This is a genomic window from bacterium, from assembly GCA_024226335.1.
Classification (GTDB): domain Bacteria; phylum Myxococcota_A; class UBA9160; order SZUA-336; family SZUA-336; genus JAAELY01.
Genome location: JAAELY010000234.1, coordinates 22,593 through 49,032, shown reverse-complemented (window position 1 = coordinate 49,032; position 26,440 = coordinate 22,593). Strand labels below are relative to the sequence as shown.

Genomic DNA, 26,440 nt, shown 5'->3' with positions numbered 1-26,440 from the left:
GGGTCGCACGCAGGCCTTGCTCACCGGAGCTTGGGTTTCACCCAAGTGAGGATGAGCGCGGTCGAGTACGACCGCGAAGCGCGTGCTCGGGCGCGAGCCGAAGGCGGTTTTCGCCGAGGCGGTAGGACGGATCAGGGCTAGACCTCGGCCTTCGTGATCTCAACGACGAGGTGCCCATCTCTGGCATCGACGTGCACCTGGGCGCCGTCGACCGCATCGCCGGCGATCAGCGAGCGGGCCAGCCGGGTTTCCACCTCTCGCTGAATGAAGCGGCGCAGAGGACGCGCTCCGTACACCGGATCAAAGCCCTCGCGCGCCACCAGCTCGCGGGCCGCGTCGCTCAGTTCGAGCTTGATCTTGCGCTCATCGAGTCGGCGCCGCAGGTCGGCGACCAGCAGGTCCACGATCTGCTCGATCTCTTCGAGTCGAAGGGGCTTGAATAGCACGGTGTCGTCCACGCGATTCAGGAACTCCGGCCGGAAATGTCCGCGGAGTTCGCCCATCACCGCATCGCGCACATCGGGGGCGAGTTCGCCCGTCGCGCTGAGCCCTTCGAGCATCAACGGAGAGCCGATGTTGCTCGTCATGATGATGACCGTATTTCGGAAATTGACCGTTCGGCCCTGCGAATCCGTCAAGCGGCCGTCGTCGAGAATCTGCAGGAGCACGTTGAAGACGTCGTGGTGGGCCTTCTCGATCTCGTCGAACAGGATCACCGAGAATGGCTTGCGACGCACAGCTTCGGTCAGCTGACCGCCCTCCTCGTAGCCGATGTATCCCGGAGGTGCGCCGATCAGTCGAGAAACGGCGTGCTTTTCCATGTATTCGCTCATGTCGATGCGAACCATGTTCTCTTCCGAGTCGAATAGCGACGCGGCGAGGGTCTTCGCGAGCTCGGTCTTGCCGACTCCGGTGGGTCCCAGGAAGATGAAGGAACCGACGGGGCGATTTGGATCCTGGACTCCGGCTCGCGCCCGCAGGATCGCATCCGCGACGGCCTGCACCGCCTCGTCCTGGCCGATGACCCGCTCGTGCAGCACCTGGTCCAGACGCAGAAGCTTGGCGCGCTCGGTCTCCACGAGCTTGGACACCGGGATACCGGTCCAGCTCGACACTATGTCGGCAATCTCGGATTCGGTCACCTCTTCGCGCAGGAGTCGTTTGCCTTCATTGGCGGATTCGAGCTTGGCCGTTTCCTCTGCCAGTTCGCGCTGCAGACGCGGCAGGTCGCCGTGCTTGAGTTCGGCCACGCGGTTCAGATCGTAGGCGCGTTCGGCCGCCTCGATCTCGTGACTGGTCTTCTCGATCGTTTCGCGCAGCGTCTGCAGTTTGCCGAGTTCGGACTTCTCTGCTTCCCACCGGGCCTTGAACGCATCACGACGCTCGCGGTTTTCCGCCAGCTCGCGACGCAGGTCTTCCAGACGCTCCTTCGAAGCCGCGTCGGTCTCCTTCGCGAGTGCCGTCTCTTCGATCTCCAGTTGCAGTACGCGCCGGTTGGTCTGATCCAGCTCGGAGGGCATGGAGTCGATCTCGGTGCGGATGGTCGCGCACGCTTCGTCGACCAGGTCGATGGCCTTATCGGGCAGGAAGCGGTCGGTGATATAGCGATCCGAAAGCCCGGCGGCGGCGACGATCGCGCCGTCCTGGATGCGCACGCCGTGGTGCAACTCGAAACGCTCGCGCAGGCCGCGCAGAATCGAAACGGCGTCTTCCACACTGGGGGGCTCGACCAGTACGGTCTGGAAGCGACGCTCGAGTGCGGCGTCCTTTTCGATGTGCTTGCGGTACTCGTCGAGCGTTGTGGCGCCGATGCAATGCAGTTCGCCGCGCGCCAGCATGGGCTTGAGCAGATTGCCCGCATCCATGGCGCCTTCGGCCGCACCCGCCCCCACGATCGTGTGCAATTCGTCGATGAACAGGAGAATCTGCCCATCGCTCTCGGTGACTTCGTGCAGGACAGCCTTGAGTCGCTCTTCGAATTCCCCGCGGAATTTTGCACCGGCGATCAACGCACCCATGTCGAGCGCGAACACGCGCTTGTTCTTCAGTCCTTCGGGTACGTCGCCGCGCACGATGCGTTGCGCCAGGCCTTCGACGATGGCCGTCTTGCCCACACCCGGTTCACCGATCAGGACCGGATTGTTCTTCGTGCGACGCGACAGAATGCGAATCGCCCGCAAGATCTCGTCGTCGCGTCCGATCACCGGATCGAGCTTGCCTTCGCTCGCCATCGCGACCAGGTCGCGCCCGTACTTGGTCAGCGCTTCGTAGGTGCTCTCCGGGTCCTGACTCGTCACGCGTTGTTTCCCTCGCACTTCTCCGAGTGCGGCCAGCAGGCGATCGTCATCTACGCCAAACTCCGCGAGTACGCGACCGGCTGCCGTGTCCTTTCCTTCGGACAGAAACGCGAGCAATAGATGCTCGACCGAGACGAACTCGTCGGTCAGTTGCGTCGCGTGGTCCTGCGCGGTCGTCAGAAGACGCTGCAGGCGCTGAGTGACGTAGATCTTCCCCTGCTCCAGGCCCGGCCCGGAAACGCGCGGCTTGCGCTCGAGTTCCTGATCGACGCGTTTGAGCACGGGTGCGACGGGGATGTCCATCTTCTCGAAAAGGCGCGAAGCCAGACCCCCGTCCTGGGACAGAAGGGAGTGCAGCAAGTGCTCGGCATCGACTTCGGTATGCCCATAGCGAGCCGCGGTGCTCTGGGCGGTCTGCATCGCTTCCTGACTCTTCTGCGTCAACCGGCTCAAATCCATGAAAATCCCTTTCCGCAACGTTTTCCAACACTTGCCGCTGCCTAAAGTCTGGGCACGGACTCTGATCTGTCAAATCGTCGCCGCCGCGCAGCCGGATCGAAAGTCGGCGAAAACTTACATTGCGGCATTCGGGGCGTAGCCCTAAGATGGTCTTCCCGTGTCCACCGGGAAGCGCCCCGGCGCAGAACAACGGACACATTCCTCGCGGTGGGCGTAGCTCAGTTGGTTAGAGCGCCGGGTTGTGGTCTCGGAAGTCGGGGGTTCGAATCCCCTCGTCCACCCCAGGAGTCCGGCGTAGAACCCGGTCGATCCGAATGACCGGCAAGATCACATGCAGGTCCGGAACCGATCCGCGTAAGAGGCTCCGGGCGGGCGTAAGAGGTTCTGTCGCCCGCCTTGTCGAGGCCCCTGCTGATCTTGGCTCCGCAGGCAATTCCATCGCTCCCCGAAGAAAGGGCTTGATATGACTGACGGAGCTTTAGGTGTTGAAGGCAAGACCATTCTTGTGACCGGCGCAGGAGCGGGAATTGGTCAGGCCCTCGCAAGAGGGTTCGCTGCCGATGGTGCCAATGTCGTCGCGTGCGACATGAACGAAGCCGGGCTTGCGGAAACGGTCACCGAGCACGAAGGCACATTTCTGGTACAGCGCTGCGACGTCGCCAATGCAGAAGATGTTCACGGCCTTGTACGCGCTGCCATGGATCGCTTCGGCTCCATCGACATCCTCATCAATAATGCAGGCATCGCGTGGCAGGCGCCCTTTCACGAGGTGGACTTCGACAAGTGGCAACGGGTCATTGATGTCAATCTGATCGGCCTTGCACGTCTCACTCATGCGGTCTTGCCGCATATGATCCAGGTTGGTTTTGGCCGTATCATCAATGTTATTTCGCGCGCCGCAGAGGGCACAGCGCCCGGGACGTCACCCTATGGCACCTCCAAGGCGGGTGCAGTCATCCTGACGCGCACGGTGGCCAATGAAATGCGGGCGCTCGATCTCGATATCTTGTGCAATGGCATCATTCCCGGCATGACAAACTCGAGTATCTGGGGGCGCGACATGCTCCATATGCAGCCTTGCGAAGCGGTCTATCCGCACGCGAAGTTTGTGGCGACACTGCCAAAGGGCGGCCCCACCGGCCTGACCTACTGGAACTCACACCCCTACCCAATTTTCAAACATTTCTCTCGAGAGGTTGAGTGGGACAGGGCCTGGGAAGAAGGCGGCAACGCGGGTATGCCGAAGGGGTAGAGTGTTCACCTCAACCCTGTCATCCCGAACAGTGCCTCACCCAGAAGCACTATGAAAAAGCGGACCCAAGACTCCGGTTCCTCGGCTAGGAGAGACCTTCGATGCGACCGTTTCGCACGTCGATGCTCTCGGCCAGTGGACGACCCGGCAGTCCCGGCATGCGCATGATGTCGCCGGTCAGGACTACGAGAAAACCGGCGCCCGCGTTCACCCGGATACCTCGAACCGTGATGTTGAAATCGCGGGGCCGCCCGCGAAGCCTGGCGTCGTCCGAGAGTGAACCCGGGATCTTGGCGATGCACACGGGCAGTCCCGCGAAACCGAGGGACTCGATCTCTCGCAGGTCCCGTTTGGCGTTCTTCGTGTACGAAACCGCATCGGCGCCGTACATCGCCTGGGCGACGGCCGAGATCTTGTCTTCGACGGCATCGCTCCAGTCGTAGAGCGGGCGAAAGGCTTCACCCGTCGTCTCCGCGTGTTGCACGAGGGTTCGGGCCAGACCTTCCGCCCCTTCGCCGCCACGTGCGTGGTGATCGGTGGCGGCCACGGGAACTCCTAGCGCCTCACAACACTCGCGCACGACGGCAACCTCCTCAGCCGTGTCCTGGGCAAATCGGTTGATGGCGACGACCGGGCGCTCACCGAAACAGGCAATACTCTCGAGGTGCTTCTCCAGATTGGGAAGGCCGCGACGTACCGCGTCGGGATCGATTTCGCCCAGTTCACTGCGCTTGCGCCCGCCGTGCATCTTGAGTGCGCGAATCGTGGCCACCAGAACGACCGCTGCGGTGTCGAGTCCGGCACTCTGACACTTGATGTCGAAGAACTTCTCTGCGCCGAGATCGAAACCGAACCCGGCTTCGGTCACGCACCAGTCGGCCGTGTGCAATGCCATTCGCGTGGCGAACACGCTATTGCAGCCGTGGGCGATATTGGCGAAGGGTCCGCCGTGAATGAGCGCGGGTGTGCCTTCGAGGGTCTGGACCAGATTGGGTCGCAGAGCTTCGTGAAGCAAGGCGTGCATTGCTCCACTCGCGCCGAGATCCCGCGCGGTGATCGGGTTTCCCGTACGACTAAACGCGATGAGTGTGCGATCTAGGCGCTCGCGCAGGTCGTCGGCATCCTTTGCGAGGCAGAGGATCGCCATCACTTCCGAAGCCGCCGTGATATCGAAGCCCGCCTCACGTGGGACGCCGTGTGTCGGGCCGCCCAGACCCACGATCGCGTGACGCAAGGCCCGATCGTTGACGTCGAGCACTCGTCGCCAGAGAATCCGGCGCACGTCGATGTCGAGGCCATTGCCCTGGTGGATGTGGTTGTCGAGCATCGCAGAGAGCAGATTGTTGGCCGCAGTGATGGCGTGAAAATCTCCGGTGAAATGCAGGTTGATGCGCTCCATCGGAATCACCTGGCTATGGCCCCCGCCCGCAGCGCCGCCCTTGACTCCCATGCACGGCCCCAACGAAGGCTCGCGCAGGGCCAGACACACCGACTCTCCAATCCGTGAGAGCGCATCGGCCAGCCCGATGCTGGTTGTCGTCTTGCCCTCGCCCGCTGGCGTTGGCGTGATGGCCGATACCAGCACGAGCCGCGACGCACTCTTGCGTCGTCGCGGACGATCGAGAACATCGAGGTCGATTTTCGCGACGTCCCGGCCGTAGTGGTGCAGATCGTCTTCGCCGAGTCCGAGTTCCTGCGCAACTTCGCTGATCGGCCTCGGTGTAGCCGCTCTGGCAATTTCAACATCGGTCTTCATCGGGCCCCCTTCAGATTCCAAGCTCACGCGAAGATAGCATCGAGCCCGCGGAAGAAATGTCACGAGCGATTGTAGGCAAGCGGGCTTTGGGCCTGACCTGCGGTAATCCGAACCGGACTCATCGGGTTCCAAGTAGACGAGTCCAAAATCTTTCCAGGAGAACACCCATGATCCCTTTCCCTTCCAAGATCGGCTTCACGGCACTCGCAGTTGCGACGTTGATCGTCCTGCCCCTGGTCGCTTCCGCGCGGCCCGGCGGAGGCCACGGCATGGAGCAGGCCATCGAGCAACTCGGCCTCGATGAGCAGACGCGCACATCCGTATTCGAAATCCTCGACAGTTCGCGCACCGAGGGACGAAACCTGCGCCAGAAGGTGCGCGAAGCCGAAGATCAGATGCGCAGCCTGCTCGAGGCCGATACCCCCGACGAGGCTGCCGTGATGGCGGCCGCCGATGAAGTCGGTCTATTGAAGACGGCCGCCAATAAGCAACGCCTGCGCACGATGCTGGCCGTATCGGCGCTACTCACCCCTGAACAGCGCGCTCAGCTCCGCGAACAGCACGAGCAGAAGCGCGCTCAGCGAGGCGAGCGGGGAGAGCGGGGCAAAGGACCGCGCCGGGACTTCTGACCCCTCCCCCCCCCCCGGGGACCCTCCCTGGCCTCCCAGATAATACTCCCGGCGCTCTGCGCCGGGAGTATTATCCTGATCCCAGACGGGAATGCCGTGCAACCCGAACCGGCTCCTGACGGTTCAAACAGGTATGGGAGCGGCAACGCAGGTGGCCAGGAGCCAGATCGATGCAAAAGAGCCAGCGGGCACGAGAACCGCGCAGGAGCGGCAATTCGACGACCTGGTCGCCACGCAACGCGACCCCGCGGTCCGGCTTGCGTGGCGCCTGCTCGGTGGGGATGGCAGCGCGGCAGAGGACGTCGTCCAGGAAGCCTTCGTCCGCGCCCATCGCGGGCTTCGCCGCTTCCGCGGCGAAGCCAAACTATCGACCTGGTTCCATCGCATCCTCCTGCGCGAAGTCGCGCGTCATCGCCGCTGGCAGGCCATTCGCCTGCGGGTCGCAGGAGCCATGCCGGATGAGAGCGCGGATCCAAACCCGGCCGCACCGAGCGATCACGGGCTGCAACGCCGCATCGCCGCCGCTCTCGAAAAACTACCGCGCGGCCAACGCGAGGCTTTCGTATTGATCCACATAGAAGGATTCACTGTCTCGGAAACCGCAGAGATCGCTGGACGCGCACCGGGCACGATCAAGAGTCATCTGCACCGCGCCTTGCGCGCGTTGCGAAAGGAACTGGCGGACCTGCAACCCACCTCGGGAGAGAACCTTGAGTGACGAAAACCCTCTAAACGAACTCACGCCGGAAGAAGCCGCGTTCGTTGAGCGGCTGCGCGGGGGCTACACGCCCGAGCCGATGTCCCCGGCGCGGCGCGTCACCTTTCGCGAGGAACTCGACGCGCGTCTCACTCGTCGTACCCTTGGCTGGCGCGCACCTCTCGGTGCAGTGCTTGCGGCCAGCGCTGCACTCGCACTCTGGTTTGCGGTTCCGAACGTCATCGAACAGCCCGGCCTCGGCGCGCCGCTTTCGGAAACGGCAAGCGCGCAATCAATCGAAGAAGTGCTTCTGACTCTGTCCGCTTCGGCCCTGGACGAGACGGAGTCGGACAATGCCGAGCTACCGGATGACTACGCGGCGATCGCAAGCTTGCTGCTCGACGGTGTATAAGCCCGGAAGCTTGGAGGAATGAAAGACATGAACCTGACCCGAATCGAGCGCATCTCCGCAGTCCTGCTGCTGATCGCGCCGATCCTGCTGGCGAACATCGCCAGAGCAGAGCCGCCGGGACGCGGACAGGGGAGACACCGAGGACCGCCCCCACTCGAGCGTGTGCTGGAAAAACACGCAGACCGGCTGAAGCTCGATGAAACAACTCTGGCTCAGGTCAGCGAACTGGCGAAGGCTTCGCGAACGCAGAGCCGCGAGTCGCGTGAGCAGATCCACACCATCGAGCGCGAAATCCGCAAGCTACTCGAGAAAGAACGACCCGACGAAGCGGCCATCATGGAACGGGTCGGCGCGCTCGGCGAACTGAAGACTGCGGAGCACAAACACCGACTGCGCTCGATGCTACAGATCCGCGCACTGCTCACACCCGAGCAGCGCGAGGAACTGGTGCGCATCCGTGAAGAAAACCGCCCGCGCGGAGGGCGGAGGCCACCACCTGGCGGACCGCCTCACGACGGACCTCCGCCCGATGGCCCCCCGCCGTTCGAAGAACGCTAGCCCGCTTTTCTCAAGACCTGAGAGCGATCTCTTCTCGCTCGTCCAGCCTGGCCGGGCGACCGCAGAATTCCTCGGTTTGCATCGCCTGCAGGAGGTCGCGGTCTTTCGTGTTCGCCCAGACGCGCTGACCTTCATGCGTCAGACACGAAAAGTGCCCGATCGACGGTCCGTCTGGCGAGAACATGACGGTATAGGACTCGATCGTGACATCGCCCTTATACGCTGGCAGGCATTCGCGAGCCGGAAGGGCATCGATCTCCGCCTGGACATTGGCAAACCGGAAGTCCCGCTCCGGGGGCGCACTCGAGTAGACGCCGTGCGCGTGCTTGTAGAGATTTCCGCCGTTGGCCGTGATCAGCCCGCGGGCGCCGGGGTTCACGCGCAATAACTCCACCATGCGCGCAATGCTGTGCATGACATAGTTGTTGAGGGGCCCCCCACCGAAGGTCAGCCCCCCAGTCACGGTCAACGGATCTTCTTGCGACAGACCGAGTTCATCGGCGGCCACCTGTACTGCCGAGGGGAAACAGCTGTACAGGTCCACGAATGCGAGATCACCCACTTCTATCTGCGCGAGATCGAGCACGCGCGCGCCCGTAATTCGAATACCGGGCGAGGTGTAGAAGTTATCGCGAACCGACGCGGAGAAGTGATCGTAGCCTTGCGCTCCGGCGAGCGGATAGATCCACCGGTTCGAGTCGATCCCGAGTTGCTTTGCCTTGCCGACCGAACACATGATCAGCGCCGCGCCCATATCGACCATCATATTGGCGTTCATGAGCTTCGTGTACGGAAAGCTGATCGCGCGATTGCCCGACGACGGCGTGCGAATCTGCTCGGCCGACACGTTCTGGCGCACCCACGCGTGCGGATTGGCCTGCGCCACGTCATTGAAGCGCGACCAGAGTTCCGACACGCGCTCCAGATGTCCGGACAAGGTCTCACCGCGCTGAAAGCGGATTGCATTCTCGTACATCGGATAGATCTGGATCGGACTTTGAATACCCTTGGCGAGTTCGTACCGGTGGTGTTCGGGTTTCTGGGAACCGATCAAGAGATCGTAATCACCCGGAGCCGATGTTCTGGCCAGATCGACGCCCGCCTTGCGAGCCTTGCTGGCGCTGTAACCGTTCTCCGCACCGGTGATCAGCACCAGATCCAGTTCACCGCCGAGAATTTCCAACGCCGTGTGATTGATGATGGCCTGGTTCTGGTTGCCTCCGAAGAGTGTGCCTACAGTCTGCGCGCCGTGCGCGCCGACGCGCTCTGCGATATGGGCGGCCGGGTTCTCGTAGCCCCAGATACCGCGAATCACGCGCACCGATTGAATCTGCTTCAGCACCCCAGAGGCGCCCGTGTCTCGCTCGGCCAAGGCACTTGCACGGAACATCATCTCGACGGGCTCGAGAGCTTCGTCGAGTGCTTCGATGCGATTGAGAAGTTGAGCCACACCCACCAGAACGGGCGTATTCGGATTCAGCATCGGGTGCGCCGATCTTCAGCAGTGGAGCACCGCATCATAAACGGCCCGGGAGCGATTCGAAACCGGGACCGCGCAGCGACTCGTTTGCGATCACTCGAGGGATCTCAACGTCAAGATCAAAGACTCCGCAGCTTCGAGCTTCAGCGCTATCTCATCACCCGCTGCGACGCTTTCGCGCAGCCGCTCACTGGCACCGGAGCGGGGATCCCAGCGCCTCAACTCACCCCCTGCCCGCACGAAGCGAAGTCGGGCAACGTGGGACGACCAGGATTCGTTCACCAGCAGAAGCGTGTCGCCCGCTTCAATGCGCCGCCTGTCGAGGGAGACAGCCAGGTTCTCTCCGGAAACGGGCTCGACCAACCCGGGTCTTACATGCTTTTTGAGGAGGGCTTCGAGCGAATCGGTCTGACCGACCCGAAGCACGCGCGCAGAAAGCGCCTCGAGCGCGGCGCGGACCCGCGCATCGCGCATCTTGGCGTCGCGAAATCCCGTAGCTCGCTCGGGTAACGCGCCCAACGCGAGCACGGGAATCCCCGCCTCGGCGATGCGGACCAGACGCTCGACGAGCGCGGGTGTCGCGACCTCGACTGGGTCCAGGAGCACGGCACGATACGTCTGCGCTCCGATCCTCACCCTTCCCTGTTCCACTCGGGCCGCTGCGAGCATTCGCCGACTGACGCGATCGTGAACCAGACCGCGCGCGCGCAACGCCCGGGTCGTCTCGGACTCGCCGTCCCGCGCCGTGATGCGGCCGAACTGGAAGCTGGCCGCGTCGGGATAGATCGGATCGGAGCGCAACCAGGCGAGATCTGCAGCGGGTTCGCCGCGACTCATCGCAACGGACATTCGCGCCAGGAAGCGAGTAAAATCGTGTAGTGTCGCGAGCGTCGCAGCATCGATCTGCGATGACATCGGCAGAGGACCCGCCAGAATGCGGCCAAACCCGCCGCTGAACGGGTACCAGATGCCAGCGTCGGCCCTTTGGTAGGGATAGGGAACGCCGTGAAACGCCAGGCGGTTGATGCCCGCCGAGTAGGCGCGCCCGGCCAACAGGCGCATCTCGTCCTCGGACAGATGGGTTCCGAAGATCCGCAAGGTGATGAAAGCTTCCGAAGAAGCCCAGCGACGGCCAGCTACATGCGCTGCGGAAGCGGCGAGCTTCAGAAAGTCGAAACTTCCACCGCCAAACAAGCCTTCGGACTCCGGCACGTCGGCGATCGCATAGGTATCCAGATAGTCTCCGTAGCCTCCGTGCGCTTGAAGCCGAAGCCGGAGTTTGCGCGCTCGCGCCCAATCCGAGAAACGTCGCACGAACTGCTCTTCGAACAGACTTCGCCGCACCTCTTCGTAGTCTTCGCGAATCCGTTCGGCTTGACCGGAGTGCTCTGCCAAGTAGAGCGGCCCCCCGTTTCGACCCAGCAGATCCATCATCTCCCCGTACTTGGATTCGCCTCCCTTGCGAAACAACAACGGCAGGTGAGGCGTGAGGTCGTAACCCATGCGGGTCTTGAACGCGTCCCGGAAGCCACTCGCAAACGGTAACTCGCCCATGAGTTCGAAACTGTCGACGAAGACCTCTCGCACCTGGCCGGACCCGATCGCATCGATCAACGGGCTCGCGTAACCCTCTAGCAGAGCATCTGCACCCCGCTGCGATAGATGATCCACGACCCGCGCGTCGGCCTCCTCACCCGGAAAAGCCCCGCCCATGACGAAGTGTTCGGTCGAACTCGAGTAGAAGACGAACACGCGCCACGCCCCCTCGGGCACGCGCCAGTCAAGACGGCCTCCGGTTGCCCGGCTCGTGATGTCGCGAACCTCTCGCAGCGTCGGCACGCCTCCGCGTGCCGGTCCGAGATGCCCCGCAAGCACGACGAAGAGTGCAGCTTCGGTGTCCGGCGGACCCAGAACATCGAGTACCCACTCCACCGCTCGTCGGTAGCTTTGATCCGGTGGCGAGGGGAGCGCGCCTTCGAAGTGAAGCGGTCCAGAGACGTCGAAGCTCGTCATTCTGAGTTCGCGTTCTGCGTTCTGCTTTCCTGTGGGAAGACCGCCCGGCCATCCGCTGCCCAGCGTCAGATCGAAGTCGAGCCCGAGTCGCGCGGCGGACGCCGCGGCAGTCGCGACGCGCGTGCGAAACCTCGCCTGGCCCACGCTGCGCAGCTCGGGATCCGCGGCCAGATCATCGGCACCGAGTCCAAGCAGTAGAGGCTGGAGTTCGACTGCACCGAAGCCCGCGTCCTTGATCTGCCGAAGATGACTCTCGATCCGCTCGGACTCGACGCTACCCCCGGGCCACCACCAACGCGCGACGGGAAGCGTATCCCGAGGGGGAGCCCGCCAGGCTGCCAGGGGAATGACCTCTTCCGCTGCGCTCGCCGACCCGGTTCCCAGCACGATCCACTGAACCGGAATAAGTAACGCAAGCGCGAACAGAGTCGCGGCGTTCAGTTGCGTACCTTCAGATTGCGCGATGGCATGTAGGGTAGATCGAGGCAGCTCACCAGACCTGCAGTGTGCTCACAGACCGCGGGAATCGCGTTGATCACGCGCATCGCGGTCGCCTGAACACCACCGGTGTTGTGGTCTCCATCCTCGCCGGTCAGGAAGCATTCCAGCTGAACGCCGGGATTGCCTTTCACGATACAACGATGCACACCCCGTCGACCTTCAGGTGGAGCGGGCCAGTCCGGCGCAATGTCGTTGCCCAAGCGATTTACATGCTCGGTGACGACAACAGCCCGCCCCGCGACCCTCCCTTCCAGAACGAAACGCACCGCAGCACAGGTGCCCTTTTCCACGTGCATCATCGGAGTGTCGAAGGATTCTTCTGCGTAGTGGCGATCGAAACTCTCGTGGATTTCATCGAGTTCGATCCCGAGATCATCGGCGATGAGCTGCACCATTCCGCCCCAACCCGCCCGTAGCGAACCGGCCAGGGCGAGTGGCGGAGTGTAGTCAGCGGGACGCCCAAATCCGAAACTCACGCCCGTAAACTCGGGATCTTCGTACGTCGAGTAGTCGCAGAATTCCTGTACGCGGATCTCTTCGACCTGATCCGAGAGCTGCAAAGCGGTCAAAGGCAGAACGTCGCCCGAAAATCCGGGATCCACGCCGTTGACGAAGAGAGTAGTTCGACCGGTCTGGCAGGCCTTTTCGAGCGGATCGCGCAGGGATGCGTGAGCGTGCTGAGGATATATCAGGAAGATCATCGCCGTCGACACGACGTTGGCGCCCGAGGAGAGAATCCGCTCGAGTTCCGGGATGACATCTCGAGGGCGCGTCTCCCCCTTCACCGTGTAGACCACGGCGTCGGCCTCGAGTGCCAGCAGGGCATCGACATCGCTGGTCGCGATGATGCCGGTGTCCTCCGAAAGCCCGCACAACGCCGCGGCATCTCTGCCGATCTTGTCCGGGTTGTGCGCATGAACTCCGGCCAGTTCAAGTTCGGGGTGAGCGATGATGTGGCGCAGGCTGTGGAAACCCACATTGCCCGTACCCCATTGAATAACTCGATGACTCAAAGCACGACCTCCGAGGCTCTGGACCGAAACCGCGTTCACCAATCTCCCACAGCCGCTACCGGCGGGTCAATCGAGTGATTGAAAAATCCTCTCGACCACTGTTTGCAGGGCCGATGCCCAGAGCCGATTTCGCAAAACATCTTTTCGGGCACAGTCCGCGCAATCCGGGAGCGCGCGCGATGAAGGTACCCGTCGCCCCGCTCTGAACGGCTACGCCGCCACGGACATGCTGATCAGTCGGCCGATCCAATAGGTAACACCCGCAGCCGCCACGCCGAAGGCCAACTGGCGCAGAGCTCCCTTCACCGGGCTGAGCCCCGTCACTTTCGTCACTCCCCCGCCCACGAGCAACAACGCCACCGCCGAAAGCCCCATCGAAACGACGACTGCCTCGGACAGGAAGAACCAGGGGAGCAACGGCACCAGGGCTCCGATCACGAAGGCGAGGAAAGACGACAGAGCGGCGCCAACGGGAGAACCCATGGTGGTGGGATGGATCCCCAGTTCGAAGCGAGCGTGAAAATCCACGGCCGGGTCGATGTTCGCGTGCACCTGCGCGGCCACCCGCAGCGCATCTTCTTCGCTGAGACCATTCTGTTGCAACAGTTCGACCAGGTGGGCTTCTTCCTCTTCCGGATGGTTGAGGATGTGCTCCCGCTCCAGGCGCAACTCGCGCTCCAGCACTTCGCGCTGCGTGCGCATCGACACGTACTCGCCCGCGGCCATGGAAAAACCACCGGCCAGCAGTCCCGCCGTACCAGCCAGGATGACCGCCTCGGGGTCGGAGGTTCCCCCGGCCACCCCCATCACCAGAGCGAGGTTCGAAACCAGGCCGTCCGAAGCCCCGAAGATCCCCGCTCGCAGGATGCCACTGGAGGTATCTTCGAGGTGGTTGTCCTGGAATTCGGCGGGCTGAGGTTCCACGTCGTGCTCTTCATCCGGCGCCTGCTGCCCACTCTTTTCCTGGCTCATGGCCAGAGACTACCCCGCCCTCCTGCTTTCGGGCCACCTCTGCGGTGTCACTCGAGAATCGCGTAGTATGGAGGGCTCATGAGTCAGCCCTCCGCCCACGTATCGGTATCCACCAAGATCGGCTTCGGCATCGGTGAGTTCGCAACTGCGACCAAGGGCTATTCGATGCACGTCTTCCTGCTGTTCTACTACACGCAGGTACTCGGACTCGACGGTTGGTTGACGGGACTGGCGCTGGGCATCGCGATCGTCTTCGATGCGATCAATGATCCGATGATCGGTTCGCTCTCCGATAACTGGCGCTCGAGAAACGGGCGCCGCCATCCTTTCATGTGGATGTCGGGAGTGCCCCTGTGCATCTCCTTCTACTACCTCTGGACACCCATCGACGGACTTTCCGAGTACGAGCTTTTCGGATGGCTCACGTTCTTTGCGATCCTGGCTCGCTCATTCATGACCTTCTTCCAGATCCCGCATAACGCGTTCGGAGCCGAACTCTCGCCGGATTACAGCGAGCGCAGTCGCATCTGGGGTTACGCCCACCTGTTTGGCTGGCTCGGCGGCGGAAGCTTCGCCCTGATCGCGTACACGGCCATCTTCCAGAAGAGCGAAGCCTTCGAGAACGGACTGCTCAATCCGGACGCCTATCCGCATCTGGCCGCAGTCGGCGTGGTCTACATCTTCGTCGGGATCTTTCTGTCGACCGCGCTGACCCAGCGTGCAGCACGCCGACTGCCCGAACCGCCAGACGTGAAGGAAGGCTTCAGCTTCGCGCGCGTGTTTCGGGAACTCACCCAGGCGCTGCACAATCGCAACTTCCGCTTGATGTTCATCGGCACGGTGATCGGAGGAGCGCTCGGAGGGATCGGAGGCACGCTTGCCCTGCACATGCAGACCTACTTCTGGGGCCTGCTGCCGGCCCAGATCAAGTACTTCATCTTCGCCGGATTCACAGTCAACCTTCTGGCGTTTGCGATCGTCCAGGGAATCGCCGGTCGTTTCGAGAAAAAGCACGTCCTGATCACACTGGCAACCTTCGCGGCCTTCGACTCGATCACCATGATCAGCCTGCGACTCCTCGACGTGTTGCCGGACAACGGAAATCCCTGGCTGCTTCCCATGATCGTGACCAGTTACGGCCTGGGGACAGGCGCAGGCGCGATCGTGGGTGTAATCGCGCGCTCGATGATCACGGACGTCGTCGATGAGGAGGAGATCCGCACCGGAGAGCGTCAAGAAGGCATCTTCTTTTCAGCACTGGCGTTCTCGGGCAAGGCCGTCTCGGGACTGGGAACGATGCTGGGCGGCCTGGTGCTCTCGTTCATCGAGTTCCCGGCAAACGTGGATGCAGTCGGCGTCGCACCCGAGGTCGTCTTCCGCATGGGCGTCTTCATGGGACCGGTCCTGGGCACGCTACACATGATCCCGATCGCACTCTTCGCGTTCTACAGCCTCGATCGCAAACGCCATGCCGAGATCCGAACCCAACTCGACGGCTTGCGTTCGGCTCGCAGTCCATCTCCGTCCGTGAGCGAACCGCTACCGAGCGAGCTTCTACTCGAGTAGACGCGCACGCAGTCGTTCGCGGGTGGCGGCATCCAGGCCCAGCGCCTGTTCGATGTAGTGCTCGACGTCGTTGAACTCCGCCTCGATTGCATCGTAGGCGGCCTTCAGATACTCGGGTCGTACCCCGGCCAGAGCCATGATCGACTCGCGTTCCGGAACTTCCTTCTGATCGTAGCGAGCCAGTACACGGGGCAGGATGAAACCCTCGTAGTCCATGACTTCGTTGGTGAGAAGATAGTCCTCGAAAACGGTCTCTTCCGGTACACCGAGCGCGTGGAGCACCAGGGCGCAGGCGAAACCGGTGCGATCCTTTCCCGCCGAGCAGTGCACGAGAAAAGCTCCCTCCTGCATCTCCACCAGGTATTCGAACATGCGCGCGTAGTCATCGATGTGATCTCGTGCCAACTCGCGGTTGATCCCGACCATGAATCCGATTCGCTCCTCGAAGCCCAGATCCAGAACGCCGTCGGCCAGGCTCTCGCGCAGACCGACCGCACTGCCGGGATCGATGGAAATCTCGGCTCGACGGGGTGCGTCTGGTGGAAACGGTGTGGGTTCTTCGATCCTTTCTTCGGATCGTCTCAGATCACAGATCAATCCCACTTCCAGAGCTTCAAAAGCTTCTCGTCCCTCGTCGGACAGATGAGCAAGCGTACCGGAGCGATAGAGTTTGCGGCGCTTGACTCGCCTTCCATCCGTGGTGGCATAGCCACCAAAGTCTCGCAGGTTGACGGCACCATCGAGCACCGGAGTCCTGTCGCGCATCGCTCTACCCTGTGTGGCCAGATCGAGTCCCGCCCGAACTCGAGTGTTGGTATCGCAACCACTCGCCTGGGCGAGATACGTCCGGTACGGACGCATTCGCAACGAGCCGACCAGCTATCCGCCGGTAACGTAACGGCTTTTGGGGTTCTGATCCATGCGTCGGCTGATGCAGTTCGGGCTTTTCTCGCAGGACGTGTCACGAATCCGGGTCCTGAATCGTGTTAACGGGAAACGGAAAAGGAGAGACCATGTCTGATGCTAATCGGGTTGCAATCGTCGGTGGCGGGCTCGCAGGTCTCGCCGCGGCGTGCTACGCGGCGCGTGCAGGAGCGAGTGTCCAGGTATTCGAATCTCTGTCACAGCCAGGGGGCCGCGCCCGCACCCGGGACGACGGGGGATATCTCTTCAACATGGGCCCCCACGCACTCTACCTGGGTTCGTGCGGGAAACCCGTTCTCGACGAACTGGGTGTCGAATTGAGCGGAGGCTCACCCGAATTGTCCAGCAGTCTCGCGCGCCTGAACGGTGAACTTCATGTACTGCCAACCGGCTTCGTATCCTTGATCACGAGCGGATTGCTGGGACTGGGAGGAAAGCTGGAGATCGGCCGCCTGTTGGCTTCGCTTCCCCGCCTGGACACTTCGCCTCTGAACGGTGTATCGCTTGCTGAGGCACTGGATCGCATGCTGAGTAACGAGCGCGCGCGGCAGCTGGTGCGGGGACTCGTGCGCCTGGCGAGCTATACGAACGCACCCGACATCCAGAGTGCAGGTAGCGCCCTCGATCAGCTGCGAACTGCACTCGACGGCGTGCTGTATCTCGACGGTGGCTGGCAATCGCTCGTCGATGGACTCGTCTCGTCGGCACTCGAATCAGGCGTAAAGATCCATAGAGGAAGACGCGTTCGGAGCGTCGTGCTCGATGCTGGCGTGCGCGGCCTCTCACTCGACGATGGGGACATCGAGGCCGATGCCGTCGTGCTCGCGATGGGACCCGGCGAAGCCAGCGCATTGGTCGCGTCCGGATCGGATCCGACACTGTGCGAATGGGCCGAAAGCAGCATCCCCGTTCGCGCCGCGTCTCTGGAGATTGCCCTGACCCATTTACCCGTTCCGCGCAAACGCTTCTGCCTCGGCATCGACGAGCCTTTCTACTTCTCTGTTCACTCGGGAGCATGCAAGCTCGCGCCGGAGGGAGGTGTAGTGCTCCATGTCGCGCGCTACCTTGAGCCGGGAGAAAAACCCGAACGCACCGCGCTCGAAGCCCAACTCGAAAGTGTCATGGACAGCATGCAACCCGGATGGCGCGAAGCCCTGGTCGCAAAGAAGCTGCTGAACGATCTGCGCGTCAGCCACGCCGTGGTCAGCGCAGGCAAGGGCGGTCTCTCTGGGCGGCCGGGACCTGCCGTCGAGCACATGAACGGACTTTACGTGGCTGGCGACTGGGTCGGAAACGAAGGTCAGCTCGCCGATGCCTCGCTGGCAAGCGGAAAGCGCGCGGGTCTCGCAGCGGCAGCTTCAGCTGTCGCAGGTACGCGAGCGGCGTGAGCGGCGTGAGCGACCTATCGCGAGAAAGTGATCTCAGCGAGGCCTACATCGCCCATCAGCGCACGATCTGGGGACTCTGCTATCGCATGACTGGATCGGCCAGTGACGCCGAAGATCTCGTCCAGGAGACCTTCGCGCGCGCATTGGATCGCCCTCCTCGCGATACCTCGCGCGACTGGCGGCCTTGGCTGATGCGCGTAGCGACCAACCTCAGCCGCGATCACCTGCGCCGACGCCAGGCCGCTCCGTACATCGGACCGTGGCTCCCCGAACCGATCGACACCAGCGACTGGCCGGAAGAAGAACGTGCCTACGAACCGCCTTCGACTGAGAACAACTACGCGCTACTCGAGTCGGTGTCCTACGCCTTTTTGGTGGCCCTGGAACAGCTGAATCCGAATCAACGCGCGGTCTTGTTATTGCGAGATGTGTTTGAGTACTCCGCGGCCGAGACAGCAGAAGCTCTCGATCTTCAGGAATCCAATGTACGGCAGATCCATCGCCGCGCGCGCGCCACGATGGCCGATTACGACGCAAATCGCGTGCCGTTCAACGACGCTCTGCGAGCGCGCACGGGCGACGTGCTGTCGCGATTCCTGCTGCACATGGTGCAACGCGATCCCGCCGCGATGGAGAAGCTCCTGGCCGAGGACGTGCGAGTCCTCAACGACGGCGGGGGCCGCTTCTTCGCGGCGCGCAGACCCGTCACCGGAGTCCGCCGGGTGGCCCGCTTCCACGTCAGACTCCTGCGGGATGCACAGCCCGAAGTCGAACTCCGCGAACTCAATGGACTTCCGGCATTCGTGGGTCGCAACGAGGATCCCCGTCCGGGTTACGCCCCCGAATTCGCCAGTCTTGGAGGACTCGATCGCGACGGTCGATTGATCCTGTTGAGCACGATCATCGCTCCGGGGAAGCTCGACGCTCTGCGCGTGCGGGGCTGATCTAGATGTTGAGCGGATCATCGACCGACTGCTATAAGGGTGGCCGCCGGCGGGCTTCCATCGTCCCCGAATTTGGTCATGCTGAAGAGGTCCTAGATGATTCGAGTGCTCCAGATCGGCGCCGTCGGCCTCGTCGCGGCCCTGGTGTTCCTGATTCCGACACTCTGGGGCACGCCCTGGTCGATTGACCACTTCTTTCTGCGCAGCCTGGTCACGGCTGTCGCCGAACATCCAGCACTGCTGTCGTACGCCCGGCCACTCGAGGCGTACGGTCTGGATTTCTACTCGGATGATCTCGAGGACTATTCGGTCGCAGGCGACGAAGCGATCTTCGATCGGGTCGACCAGATCCGATCGGGTCTGCACGCCTATGACCGCGCCGAACTTTCTGCCGAACAACAGTTGTCCTACGACGTCTTGGATTGGTTGCTCAGCACTCAGCAGGCGGGGCGCGCATTTCTGTACCACACCTACCCACTCAATCAGTTCCAGGGTTCGCAGAGCGGACTCCCGGACTTCATGGTCAATATTCACCAGGTGAATGATGAACGGGACGCGCGAAACTTCCTGGCCCGCGTCGGAAAGTTCGAAATCGCACTCGAGCAGATGCGCGAAGCCGTTCTCGCGCGCGCCGAGCGTGGATTCCTGCCACCGCGATTCGTCCTCGAGGCGGTGGAACGCGAGGCCGCGAGTTTCGCCAGCACTCCGACCGAGCAGAACGTTCTCTACAGCAAGCTCGCGAGCGCCCTCGACGAGATCTCCGAGATCTCGCCCGACACGCGCGAAGCTCTTCTGCAGGAGTTGCGCGAACAGATCGAGGAAATCGTTCAGCCGGGATATCGACGCCTTGCCGCGACGAGTGCGGAACTCGCCGCACGAGCCAATGACGACGACGGCGTGTGGAAGCATCCCGATGGCGAGGCCTACTACCGCTGGGCACTTCGCTGGCACACGACGACGGACAAGACGCCCGACGAGATCCACCGGATCGGGCTGGCCGAAATCGAACGCATCCACGGCGAGATGAGCCGCATCCTCGCCGCCCAGGGACTGCGTTCCGACAAGCCGATCGAAGCTCTGCTTCAACTCAATCGCGAACCCCGCTTCCTGTACCCCGACACGGACGAGGGACGCGCGGAAATTCTGCGCGACTATCGCGGGATCATCGCTGAAGTAGGCAAACGCCTACCCGAAATGTTTGGCCGCCTTCCCGAAGCGCCCGTCGAGGTAGAGCGCGTGCCCGTCTTCAAGGAAGCGGGCTCTGCGGGCGCCTACTACCAGCCTCCCTCTCTCGACGGATCGAGACCGGGCGTTTTCTTCGCCAACCTCCGCGATGTCTCAGAGGTACAGCGCTTCCGCATGCGCACACTGAGCTTTCACGAAGCGGTTCCGGGACACCATCTGCAGATCGCCCTGGCGATGGAAACGAGTGACTTGCCCCACTTCCGCCGCTTCATGCCGATGACGGCCTTCATCGAGGGATGGGCTTTGTACGCCGAGCGGATCGCCATGGAGGCGGGATTGCACAAAACGGCTTTTGATGAACTCGGCGGACTTTCGGCGGAACTCTTCCGCGCCGTGCGACTCGTCGTGGACACCGGCATTCACGCCAAACGCTGGACTCGCGAGCGGGCGATCGAGTTCATGATCGAGAACGCGGGCCTGCCCCGCGGTGACGCGACGGCCGAGATCGAACGCTACATCGTCCTCCCCGGTCAAGCCTGCGCCTACAAGATCGGCCAACTGAAGATCCTGGAACTCAGAGAACGCGCCCGCACGAGACTGGGCGATGAGTTCGATCTGCGCGCTTTCAACGACGCCATCCTGGCCAACGGGTCTTTGCCACTCAAAGTGCTCGACGACGTATTGATGGGCTGGATCGAAGCGCGGTAGGCGACGCGATCAGCGGAGTTGGACCCGGCCAGCAGGTGTCTCCAGTTCAACGACGAGCACTGCTCGCGCAGCGCGTTGGACGGGCAGCGATGCTCCGAGAGCCTCGAGGTCGGCGAGCACCTGCGCAGGTTCGGGATGCTCTGCGCGCAACCCGACCAGCTTGCAGCCCGATGCGGCCGCACTCGCAGGGTGCGGCGTCGTTCCCCAGTCGATCAGAAACGGAACCAGCCCATCGCCCGCGAATTCGCTTCGAATGGTGAGACGCCACTCGAGCAGTGCACCTTCCGGTGTCCGCCGGCTGAGCGGGAGCACCAGACCGGTGTCGAAACCCGCCCGCTTCGCCTGCGCGATACTCGCGTCGAGATCTTCAGACCGCGCAGCCCAGGTCACGATGCGCGCAGAAGTCAGTGAGTCGATGCCGAACGGACGCGGATTGGCAGGTTCGGGCTGCTCGGAGTCGGGACCGACCACTTCGAGGTAGGCATCTTCGGAAAGCGCGAGCAGAGCGTTATGCGTCCCGAGACCTTCGTGTTTGCCACCCGCACTGGGCCGCACACCGAGTCGCTTCTCCAGGTCGTCGACCGCGGCCGGGAGGTCGGGAACCGCGTAGACGATGTGGTCAAGTCTCAGCGATTTCACCTGACTCAAGGGATCACTCTTCCGACTTGCCTTGGCGAGCAGCGGCGCCCGCCTTCTGCATCGCGATGCGCGTGTCGCGCATGCCTTCGGGAGAAGCGGCCTTCGCCTTGTCGATGTCTTCGATTCCGTCGGGCACGTACCAGTGCATGCGCGGATCGCCCTCGTAGCAGCGCCACACGGCCTCGGCAACCATGTCGGGTGAAACCAGGCGGAACGGACCTTCCTTGGGTGCGTCGGCGCCTACCATGCGACCTTCCGTGGGCTGCTTCTTGCCATCGATGTAGAGCGGAGATTCGCTGAGGATCGGTGTGTCGATGAGCCCGGGCAGCACGTCTGCAACCCGAACGCCACAACGCGAAAGCTCGACGGCCAGCGCCTCGGTCAAGCCCTTCACCGCGAACTTGGTCGCCGCGTAGACGGCGAGATGGGGTGCACCATAGGTGGCCGCCGACGATGAGGTGCTGAAGCACAAGCTGTTGGGCGTGGCCTTGAGCAGCGGCAACGCGGCGTAGATCCCGTTGATGACGCCGATGAGATTGACATCGACGATCTTCAGGCTCACCTCGATCGGAACATCCTCGAAGAATCCGCCAGCACCGATCCCGGCGTTGTTGTAGAGCAGATCGAGTTGGCCACCCGTCTCGTCGGCGAGCTCGGCGACGACTGCGTCGTAGGCCGACTTGTCGGTTACGTCCAGCTTCCAGGTTCGGCAATTGTCCTTGCCGAGCACTTCGCGCAGCTTTTCGAGGCCTTCAGTGTTCAGATCCGCGGCACCAATCCACCAACCTTGCGCAGCGAAGCATTCGGCCGTGGCCCGCCCGATCCCACTCGCGGCACCTGTGATGAAAGCAATCTTCCGGTCTTTGACACTCATCGATACACCTCGGCGACTTGTTCGATCTGTCAGTCTAACAGCTCGCCAGCCAGCAGCGGGATCAGAGCCCTCTTGCGATTTCGCTGTGCGCGCGACCGTCGATCGGCGAACCGGGCTGGATTCCGAGCAGGAAGGTCACGGTTGGATGCACGTCGATACTGCGCATCTCCTGCAACTCGATACCCGGGGGCACTTGAGCTCCCCAGGCGTAGAAAACAGATCGAACACCGGGAACCTTTTCGGGATCGTAACCGTGCATGCCCTTGAAGCGTTCGCTTTCAATCAGCTCACCACTCACATAGCTCGCCCAACGCAAGAACCAGGGAAAGTGAGCCAGATCAGCCAGCCAGTAACCTTCGTCGGGTACGATCACCAGATCACCCAGACGAGAGTGGTGGCCAATCCGCGCATAGCTGGGCGGATTCGTCGGGTCCAGGACCGTGTAGTGCTCGCCACCTGCAAGCGCCTGCCGGGCCGATTCCCGTTCTTCTGGATCGTCGAGATAGAGATGTCCCATGACACCCTCGCCGACCACGCGCGCCTTGACGCCCGCCTCGCGCACGATGCCGTCCACATTGAGCATGCCTTTGACGTCGACCATGCCGTGATCCGTCGTCACGATCAGGCTGACCCGTTGACTCAGACCGCGCTCCTCGATGGCCGCGAGCACGCGCCCGATCTGTGCATCCACCTGATGTGCCATTTCGAGCGTGGCCTGCCCCGTCGGTCCGTCGGAGTGGGCCGTTGAATCGGGTTCCGTGACATAAGCGGCGATGAGACCCGGCGAGAGATCCGCATCGAGTTGCGCGATGATCGCATCCGCTTGCTGCTCCGGACTTGGCACGGGCACGCGGAACGGTTCGGCAATACTCGCGAGTTGACCGCGACTGGAGGATGTATTGCCAACCCAGCCAAACACTGCGGAACGAATCCCCTGCCGTTCGGCCACCACGTGCAGGGGTTCGCACTCGAGGATCCAATCCGCATCGCCTTTGACACCGTAGAAGCCGCGTTCCGGATCGTGGAAGTGATTGGAAACGATCCCGTGACGAGCCGGATAACAGCCCGTGGAAAGCGTGAAGTGATTGGGCAGCGAAAGGCTGGGAAACACCGGCATCATCTCGTGTGTGTGCGCACCTTCCCTCGCCATCCTGTCGAGGTGGGGAGTATCCGCCGCCGCGACGGTGGCGGGAGACAGACCGTCGAACACGAATACGATGACCCTGCGGCCATCGTTCTGGCGGGTGGGCACCTCGACCTGGAAGGGTCTTCCTGTTTGCAGGAGGCGCGATTCCGGCAGGTCATAGGGTGCGATCGCGGTATAGGCGAACCAGAGCACGGCGAGAAGCAGGACTGAAAGCACTGAGACGAGCACTCGACGAAACAGACTCATGATGCGTTTTGCTCCCTTTCGATCCGCGCGCGAGTTTCGGCCTGGACCTCGCGCGTCAACGGGTAGCGCCAGAGAAGCGGCAGGGCGATGCAGGCCAGTCCGGCCGGTACCACACTGTACAGGTAGGCAACGGCCATTCGCGCGGTCGCGTCGTTGGTCTCACTCGACGGGTCGAACCCGAACCAGGCCACACCATTGGTGGCGATGAGCACGCCGAGGGCGACGGCCGCCTTGTTGAACATGCCCCAGATCGAGAAGTACAGACCCGTGCGCTGCTCGCCGGTTTGCAGGGTGTCGAGATCCACGATATCGGCCGCCATCGACGTGGGCAGGAAAGCCAGGGCGCCGATCGACGAGCCCTTGAGCAGCATGAGGACGAAGAAGATCCAGAAGTCGCCCGGACCGAGCAGCGGAATGAAAGCGCTCCACAGCGAGAGCCAGCCGATCCCAAGCACCACCGTGCGGTGCTTACCCAGTCGTGCAGAGATGCGCAGCCAGATTGGTATGGCGAGCGTGCTCGAAAGATAGTAGGCCAGAATGAAGAAGGCGTAGCGATCGAACGGCTCCAGCATCACCCGGCGCACGAAGAAGAACGACAGCGAAGCCGTCATGCTGATCGCAGCCACGAAGAAGAGCAGGCAGATCACCAGACGACGAAACGGTTCGTTGCGCCACACGATGCGAAGCCCCTCGATCGTGCCCACGCGTTCGGAGCGAACGGGCTCGGAGTCTGGCTCCTTCACGAACATCAGCGCGGGCGCGGTCAGGATCGGCATCAGAATCACGACCGCGACCGCCACACCAAACAGCGCATTCGACGCCCCGGGTCGCTCGAAGGCGAACGCCAGCAAGAGCGGAATGATCAACGACATCAGCGTGCCGCAGTAACCGAACGCCTCGCGCCAGCCGGTCACGCGCGAACGACCGTCGTAATCGCTGGACAGTTCCGCACCCCAGGCCCGATAGGGCAGATCGACGAGTGTGAAACCCAGATAGAGCGCGCTGATCCAGACGAAGAAATAGATATTGCTGATGCCACCCGAGGGGTCGCCGCCCAGACCACTCCAGATTGCGTGCGCAAAGCGACTGTCGGGTACGAAGAGCATCCACAACGCCAGGAGCTTGAGCGGAGTTCCGCAGAGCATCCACGGCTTGCGCCTTCCGAAGCGCGTGTTCCAGTTGTCGGAAAGCGTTCCGATCAAGGGATCGGTCAACACATCCGTCAGGCGAGACAACGCGATGAGCCCACCTACGGCGGCGAGCGAGAGACCCAGATTCTCCGAATAGAAGGCCGGGATGTAGAGCGCAATCGGCAACCCGACCACGGAGGTCGGTAGGTTGACCGCGCCGTAGAGTGCGATCTGGCCGCTCGCGAGTTCGAGCCGACCCGCCCGCGGGGATTCGGGATCGCCATCGTTTCTGCGCGCGGCCTCCGTCATCCTGCCATCTTGCGCCGATCGCCGGGAGATTTCAGGCTTGGCGCCGGGCGCCTTCGGGCCCGGAAGACGGGCGGCGGGCCAGCTCGAACTCCGGATTCAGGTCAGACTCGTCGCAGCCTGCTAGAGTCCTGCGAAAGAGGGAGATTTTATGAGACACGATGCGTGCTACCGTGCTAGCGACGGCAGTCGCGCGGAATCGGCCTGGCTGCTGGCCAGCATCGGAAACGATAAACTACCGACCTACCCCGTAACGGTCAGCGACGGCAGGATTTTCGTCGAGTTGGCAGGGGGCCCGTAGAGCAGGTCGACCGAAGCGGATCTACTGGAGATCCACTTCCCCGACGCGAAAGCGTGTCGGAATACTCTTCGATCTCGCGCGCGAAGTCGCCCGCGAGATCACTGACCAGGAGCCGAATAGAGATGCCCGAAGAATCTGACTTCAATAAGTTCACAGGCACCGAGGGATATGTGGTCTCAGGACCGCTCGTAGAGGCCGTGAACTGCGCGATCGCGCTCGAGCGTCCGTTGCTAATCAAAGGCGAACCGGGCACGGGCAAGACCCTTCTGGCGAGACACGTCTCCGAGGGACTCGGTCTACCGATGGAATCCTGGCATATCAAGTCCACCTCGAAGACCTCGGACGGACTCTACGTCTACGACACGGTACAGCGCCTCAACGATGCCCGCTTCGGAGACGGCACGGTTTCGGACATCCGTTCCTACATCAAGCTGGGACCGCTCGGACGAGTTTTCAAATCGGAAGACCGCCATGTCCTTTTGATCGATGAGATCGACAAGGCCGACCTCGAGTTCCCCAATGACATCCTGCTGGAACTCGATGAGATGCGCTTCACCGTCATGGAGACCGGAGACGAGATCAAGGCCAGCCAGCGCCCTGTCGTGATCATCACGTCGAATAACGAAAAAGAGCTGCCGGATGCCTTCCTGAGACGCTGCGTGTTTCACTTCATCGATTTCCCCGAGAGAGATCTCATGAAGAAGATCATCGATGTCCACCATCCGAATCTCGACGTCACCCTGCTCGATCAGGTCCTGATCAAGTTCTACTGGCTTCGCGAGATCTCCGATCTGCGCAAGAGACCCTCGACCTCTGAACTGATCGACTGGATCTCGGCTTTGCTGCGCTCTGGAATCTCGGTCGAGCAGGTCCGGCAGCAGATCCCCTTCCTGGGATCCTTGCTCAAGAACGAGCAGGACACCGAGGCTCTGACGGAGTTCAACTCCCGCGGCGGCGTGTTGCCCAAAGACTGGAGTGAACTAGGCCCCAAGTACAACCAGTAGACTGTGCAACGAGTAGGACTGAGCGATCGGGCAGAGAAG

The 26,440-nt window shown here is 62.3% G+C and carries 22 protein-coding genes and 1 tRNA gene; 12 read left to right on the top strand and 11 right to left on the bottom strand.

Going from position 1 to position 26,440, the window contains the following annotated elements; translation table 11 throughout:
- Nucleotides 1-137: 137 nt before the first annotated feature.
- Nucleotides 138-2,756 carry an ATP-dependent chaperone ClpB gene (gene clpB, locus GY725_11615; GenBank protein MCP4004834.1) on the bottom strand — a complete coding sequence of 873 codons (2,619 nt, stop codon included), beginning with the start codon at nt 2,754-2,756 and terminating at the stop codon, nt 138-140.
- A gap of 207 nt (nt 2,757-2,963) precedes the next feature.
- Here clpB and GY725_11610 point away from each other — a divergent pair.
- Together GY725_11610 and GY725_11605 are read left to right on the top strand one after the other, a co-directional pair.
- Nucleotides 2,964-3,040: transfer RNA gene (locus GY725_11610), tRNA-His, on the top strand.
- A gap of 179 nt (nt 3,041-3,219) precedes the next feature.
- The gene (locus GY725_11605; protein ID MCP4004833.1) at nt 3,220-4,008 is read left to right on the top strand and encodes an SDR family oxidoreductase; all 789 of its coding nucleotides are present in this window, start codon (nt 3,220-3,222) and stop codon (nt 4,006-4,008) included.
- Nucleotides 4,009-4,093: 85 nt separating this feature from the next.
- Here the strand turns inward: GY725_11605 and GY725_11600 are convergent, their stop codons facing one another.
- Entirely contained in the window at nt 4,094-5,764 is a 1,671-nt protein-coding gene (locus tag GY725_11600; protein MCP4004832.1) for a formate--tetrahydrofolate ligase, read from the bottom strand.
- Nucleotides 5,765-5,931: 167 nt separating this feature from the next.
- On the opposite strand from GY725_11600, the gene GY725_11595 reads away from it, so the two are divergent.
- The 4 genes from GY725_11595 (at nt 5,932) to GY725_11580 (ending at nt 8,060) form a co-directional block, all read left to right on the top strand.
- The gene (locus tag GY725_11595; GenBank protein MCP4004831.1) at nt 5,932-6,393 is read left to right on the top strand and encodes a Spy/CpxP family protein refolding chaperone; all 462 of its coding nucleotides are present in this window, start codon (nt 5,932-5,934) and stop codon (nt 6,391-6,393) included.
- A 151-nt stretch (nt 6,394-6,544) separates the two neighbouring features.
- Nucleotides 6,545-7,111, top strand: a complete 567-nt coding sequence (locus GY725_11590; protein ID MCP4004830.1) for an RNA polymerase sigma factor — start codon at nt 6,545-6,547, stop codon at nt 7,109-7,111.
- Complete coding sequence (locus GY725_11585; GenBank protein MCP4004829.1) at nt 7,104-7,502, top strand: hypothetical protein; 399 nt, start codon at nt 7,104-7,106, stop codon at nt 7,500-7,502. The genes GY725_11590 and GY725_11585 overlap by 8 nt, the downstream gene beginning before the upstream one ends.
- Nucleotides 7,503-7,529: 27 nt before the next feature.
- Nucleotides 7,530-8,060, top strand: a complete 531-nt coding sequence (locus GY725_11580) for a periplasmic heavy metal sensor (GenBank protein ID MCP4004828.1) — start codon at nt 7,530-7,532, stop codon at nt 8,058-8,060.
- Between the two features lie 10 nt (nt 8,061-8,070).
- Here GY725_11580 and GY725_11575 read toward each other — a convergent pair whose 3' ends face one another.
- The 4 genes from GY725_11575 to GY725_11560 form a co-directional block, all read right to left on the bottom strand.
- A complete protein-coding gene (locus GY725_11575; protein MCP4004827.1) occupies nt 8,071-9,543 on the bottom strand; it encodes an acetyl-CoA acetyltransferase in 1,473 nt (490 codons plus the stop codon).
- Nucleotides 9,544-9,633: 90 nt separating this feature from the next.
- Complete coding sequence (locus tag GY725_11570; protein MCP4004826.1) at nt 9,634-11,940, bottom strand: hypothetical protein; 2,307 nt, start codon at nt 11,938-11,940, stop codon at nt 9,634-9,636.
- A gap of 50 nt (nt 11,941-11,990) precedes the next feature.
- Nucleotides 11,991-13,067, bottom strand: coding sequence for a dihydrodipicolinate reductase (locus GY725_11565; GenBank protein ID MCP4004825.1), 1,077 nt, complete (start codon nt 13,065-13,067; stop codon nt 11,991-11,993).
- Between the two features lie 210 nt (nt 13,068-13,277).
- Nucleotides 13,278-14,039 (bottom strand): hypothetical protein, encoded by a 762-nt coding sequence (locus GY725_11560; GenBank protein ID MCP4004824.1) that lies wholly within the window; start codon nt 14,037-14,039, stop codon nt 13,278-13,280.
- A gap of 78 nt (nt 14,040-14,117) precedes the next feature.
- On the opposite strand from GY725_11560, the gene GY725_11555 reads away from it, so the two are divergent.
- Nucleotides 14,118-15,605: a hypothetical protein gene (locus GY725_11555; GenBank protein ID MCP4004823.1), complete on the top strand. Its 1,488-nt coding sequence runs from the start codon at nt 14,118-14,120 to the stop codon at nt 15,603-15,605.
- Here GY725_11555 and GY725_11550 read toward each other — a convergent pair.
- On the bottom strand, nt 15,594-16,370 hold the full coding sequence (locus tag GY725_11550) for a tyrosine-protein phosphatase (protein ID MCP4004822.1): 777 nt from the start codon (nt 16,368-16,370) through the stop codon (nt 15,594-15,596). The two genes, GY725_11555 and GY725_11550, sit on opposite strands and share 12 nt — an antisense overlap.
- 248 nt (nt 16,371-16,618) lie before the next feature.
- Here GY725_11550 and GY725_11545 point away from each other — a divergent pair, with 248 nt between their 5' ends.
- From GY725_11545 to GY725_11535, 3 genes are all read left to right on the top strand, one after another.
- Nucleotides 16,619-17,917 carry an FAD-dependent oxidoreductase gene (locus tag GY725_11545; GenBank protein ID MCP4004821.1) on the top strand — a complete coding sequence of 433 codons (1,299 nt, stop codon included), beginning with the start codon at nt 16,619-16,621 and terminating at the stop codon, nt 17,915-17,917.
- The gene (locus GY725_11540) at nt 17,671-18,861 is read left to right on the top strand and encodes a sigma-70 family RNA polymerase sigma factor (GenBank protein ID MCP4004820.1); all 1,191 of its coding nucleotides are present in this window, start codon (nt 17,671-17,673) and stop codon (nt 18,859-18,861) included. Before GY725_11545 ends, GY725_11540 begins: the two co-directional genes overlap by 247 nt.
- A 96-nt stretch (nt 18,862-18,957) precedes the next feature.
- Nucleotides 18,958-20,754, top strand: coding sequence for a DUF885 domain-containing protein (locus GY725_11535; GenBank protein MCP4004819.1), 1,797 nt, complete (start codon nt 18,958-18,960; stop codon nt 20,752-20,754).
- A gap of 9 nt (nt 20,755-20,763) precedes the next feature.
- Here GY725_11535 and GY725_11530 read toward each other — a convergent pair whose 3' ends face one another.
- The 4 genes from GY725_11530 to GY725_11515 form a co-directional block, all read right to left on the bottom strand.
- Nucleotides 20,764-21,393: a VOC family protein gene (locus tag GY725_11530; GenBank protein MCP4004818.1), complete on the bottom strand. Its 630-nt coding sequence runs from the start codon at nt 21,391-21,393 to the stop codon at nt 20,764-20,766.
- Nucleotides 21,394-21,406: 13 nt separating this feature from the next.
- Nucleotides 21,407-22,267 carry an SDR family oxidoreductase gene (locus GY725_11525; protein ID MCP4004817.1) on the bottom strand — a complete coding sequence of 287 codons (861 nt, stop codon included), beginning with the start codon at nt 22,265-22,267 and terminating at the stop codon, nt 21,407-21,409.
- A 61-nt stretch (nt 22,268-22,328) separates the two neighbouring features.
- A complete protein-coding gene (locus GY725_11520; GenBank protein ID MCP4004816.1) occupies nt 22,329-23,660 on the bottom strand; it encodes an alkaline phosphatase family protein in 1,332 nt (443 codons plus the stop codon).
- Entirely contained in the window at nt 23,657-25,099 is a 1,443-nt protein-coding gene (locus GY725_11515; protein ID MCP4004815.1) for an MFS transporter, read from the bottom strand. The genes GY725_11520 and GY725_11515 overlap by 4 nt, the downstream gene beginning before the upstream one ends.
- Nucleotides 25,100-25,247: 148 nt before the next feature.
- Here GY725_11515 and GY725_11510 point away from each other — a divergent pair, with 148 nt between their 5' ends.
- Nucleotides 25,248-25,397 carry a hypothetical protein gene (locus GY725_11510; GenBank protein ID MCP4004814.1) on the top strand — a complete coding sequence of 50 codons (150 nt, stop codon included), beginning with the start codon at nt 25,248-25,250 and terminating at the stop codon, nt 25,395-25,397.
- 122 nt (nt 25,398-25,519) lie between these two features.
- Nucleotides 25,520-26,401, top strand: a complete 882-nt coding sequence (locus GY725_11505) for a MoxR family ATPase (protein MCP4004813.1) — start codon at nt 25,520-25,522, stop codon at nt 26,399-26,401.
- The last annotated feature ends 39 nt before the right edge of the window (nt 26,402-26,440 follow it).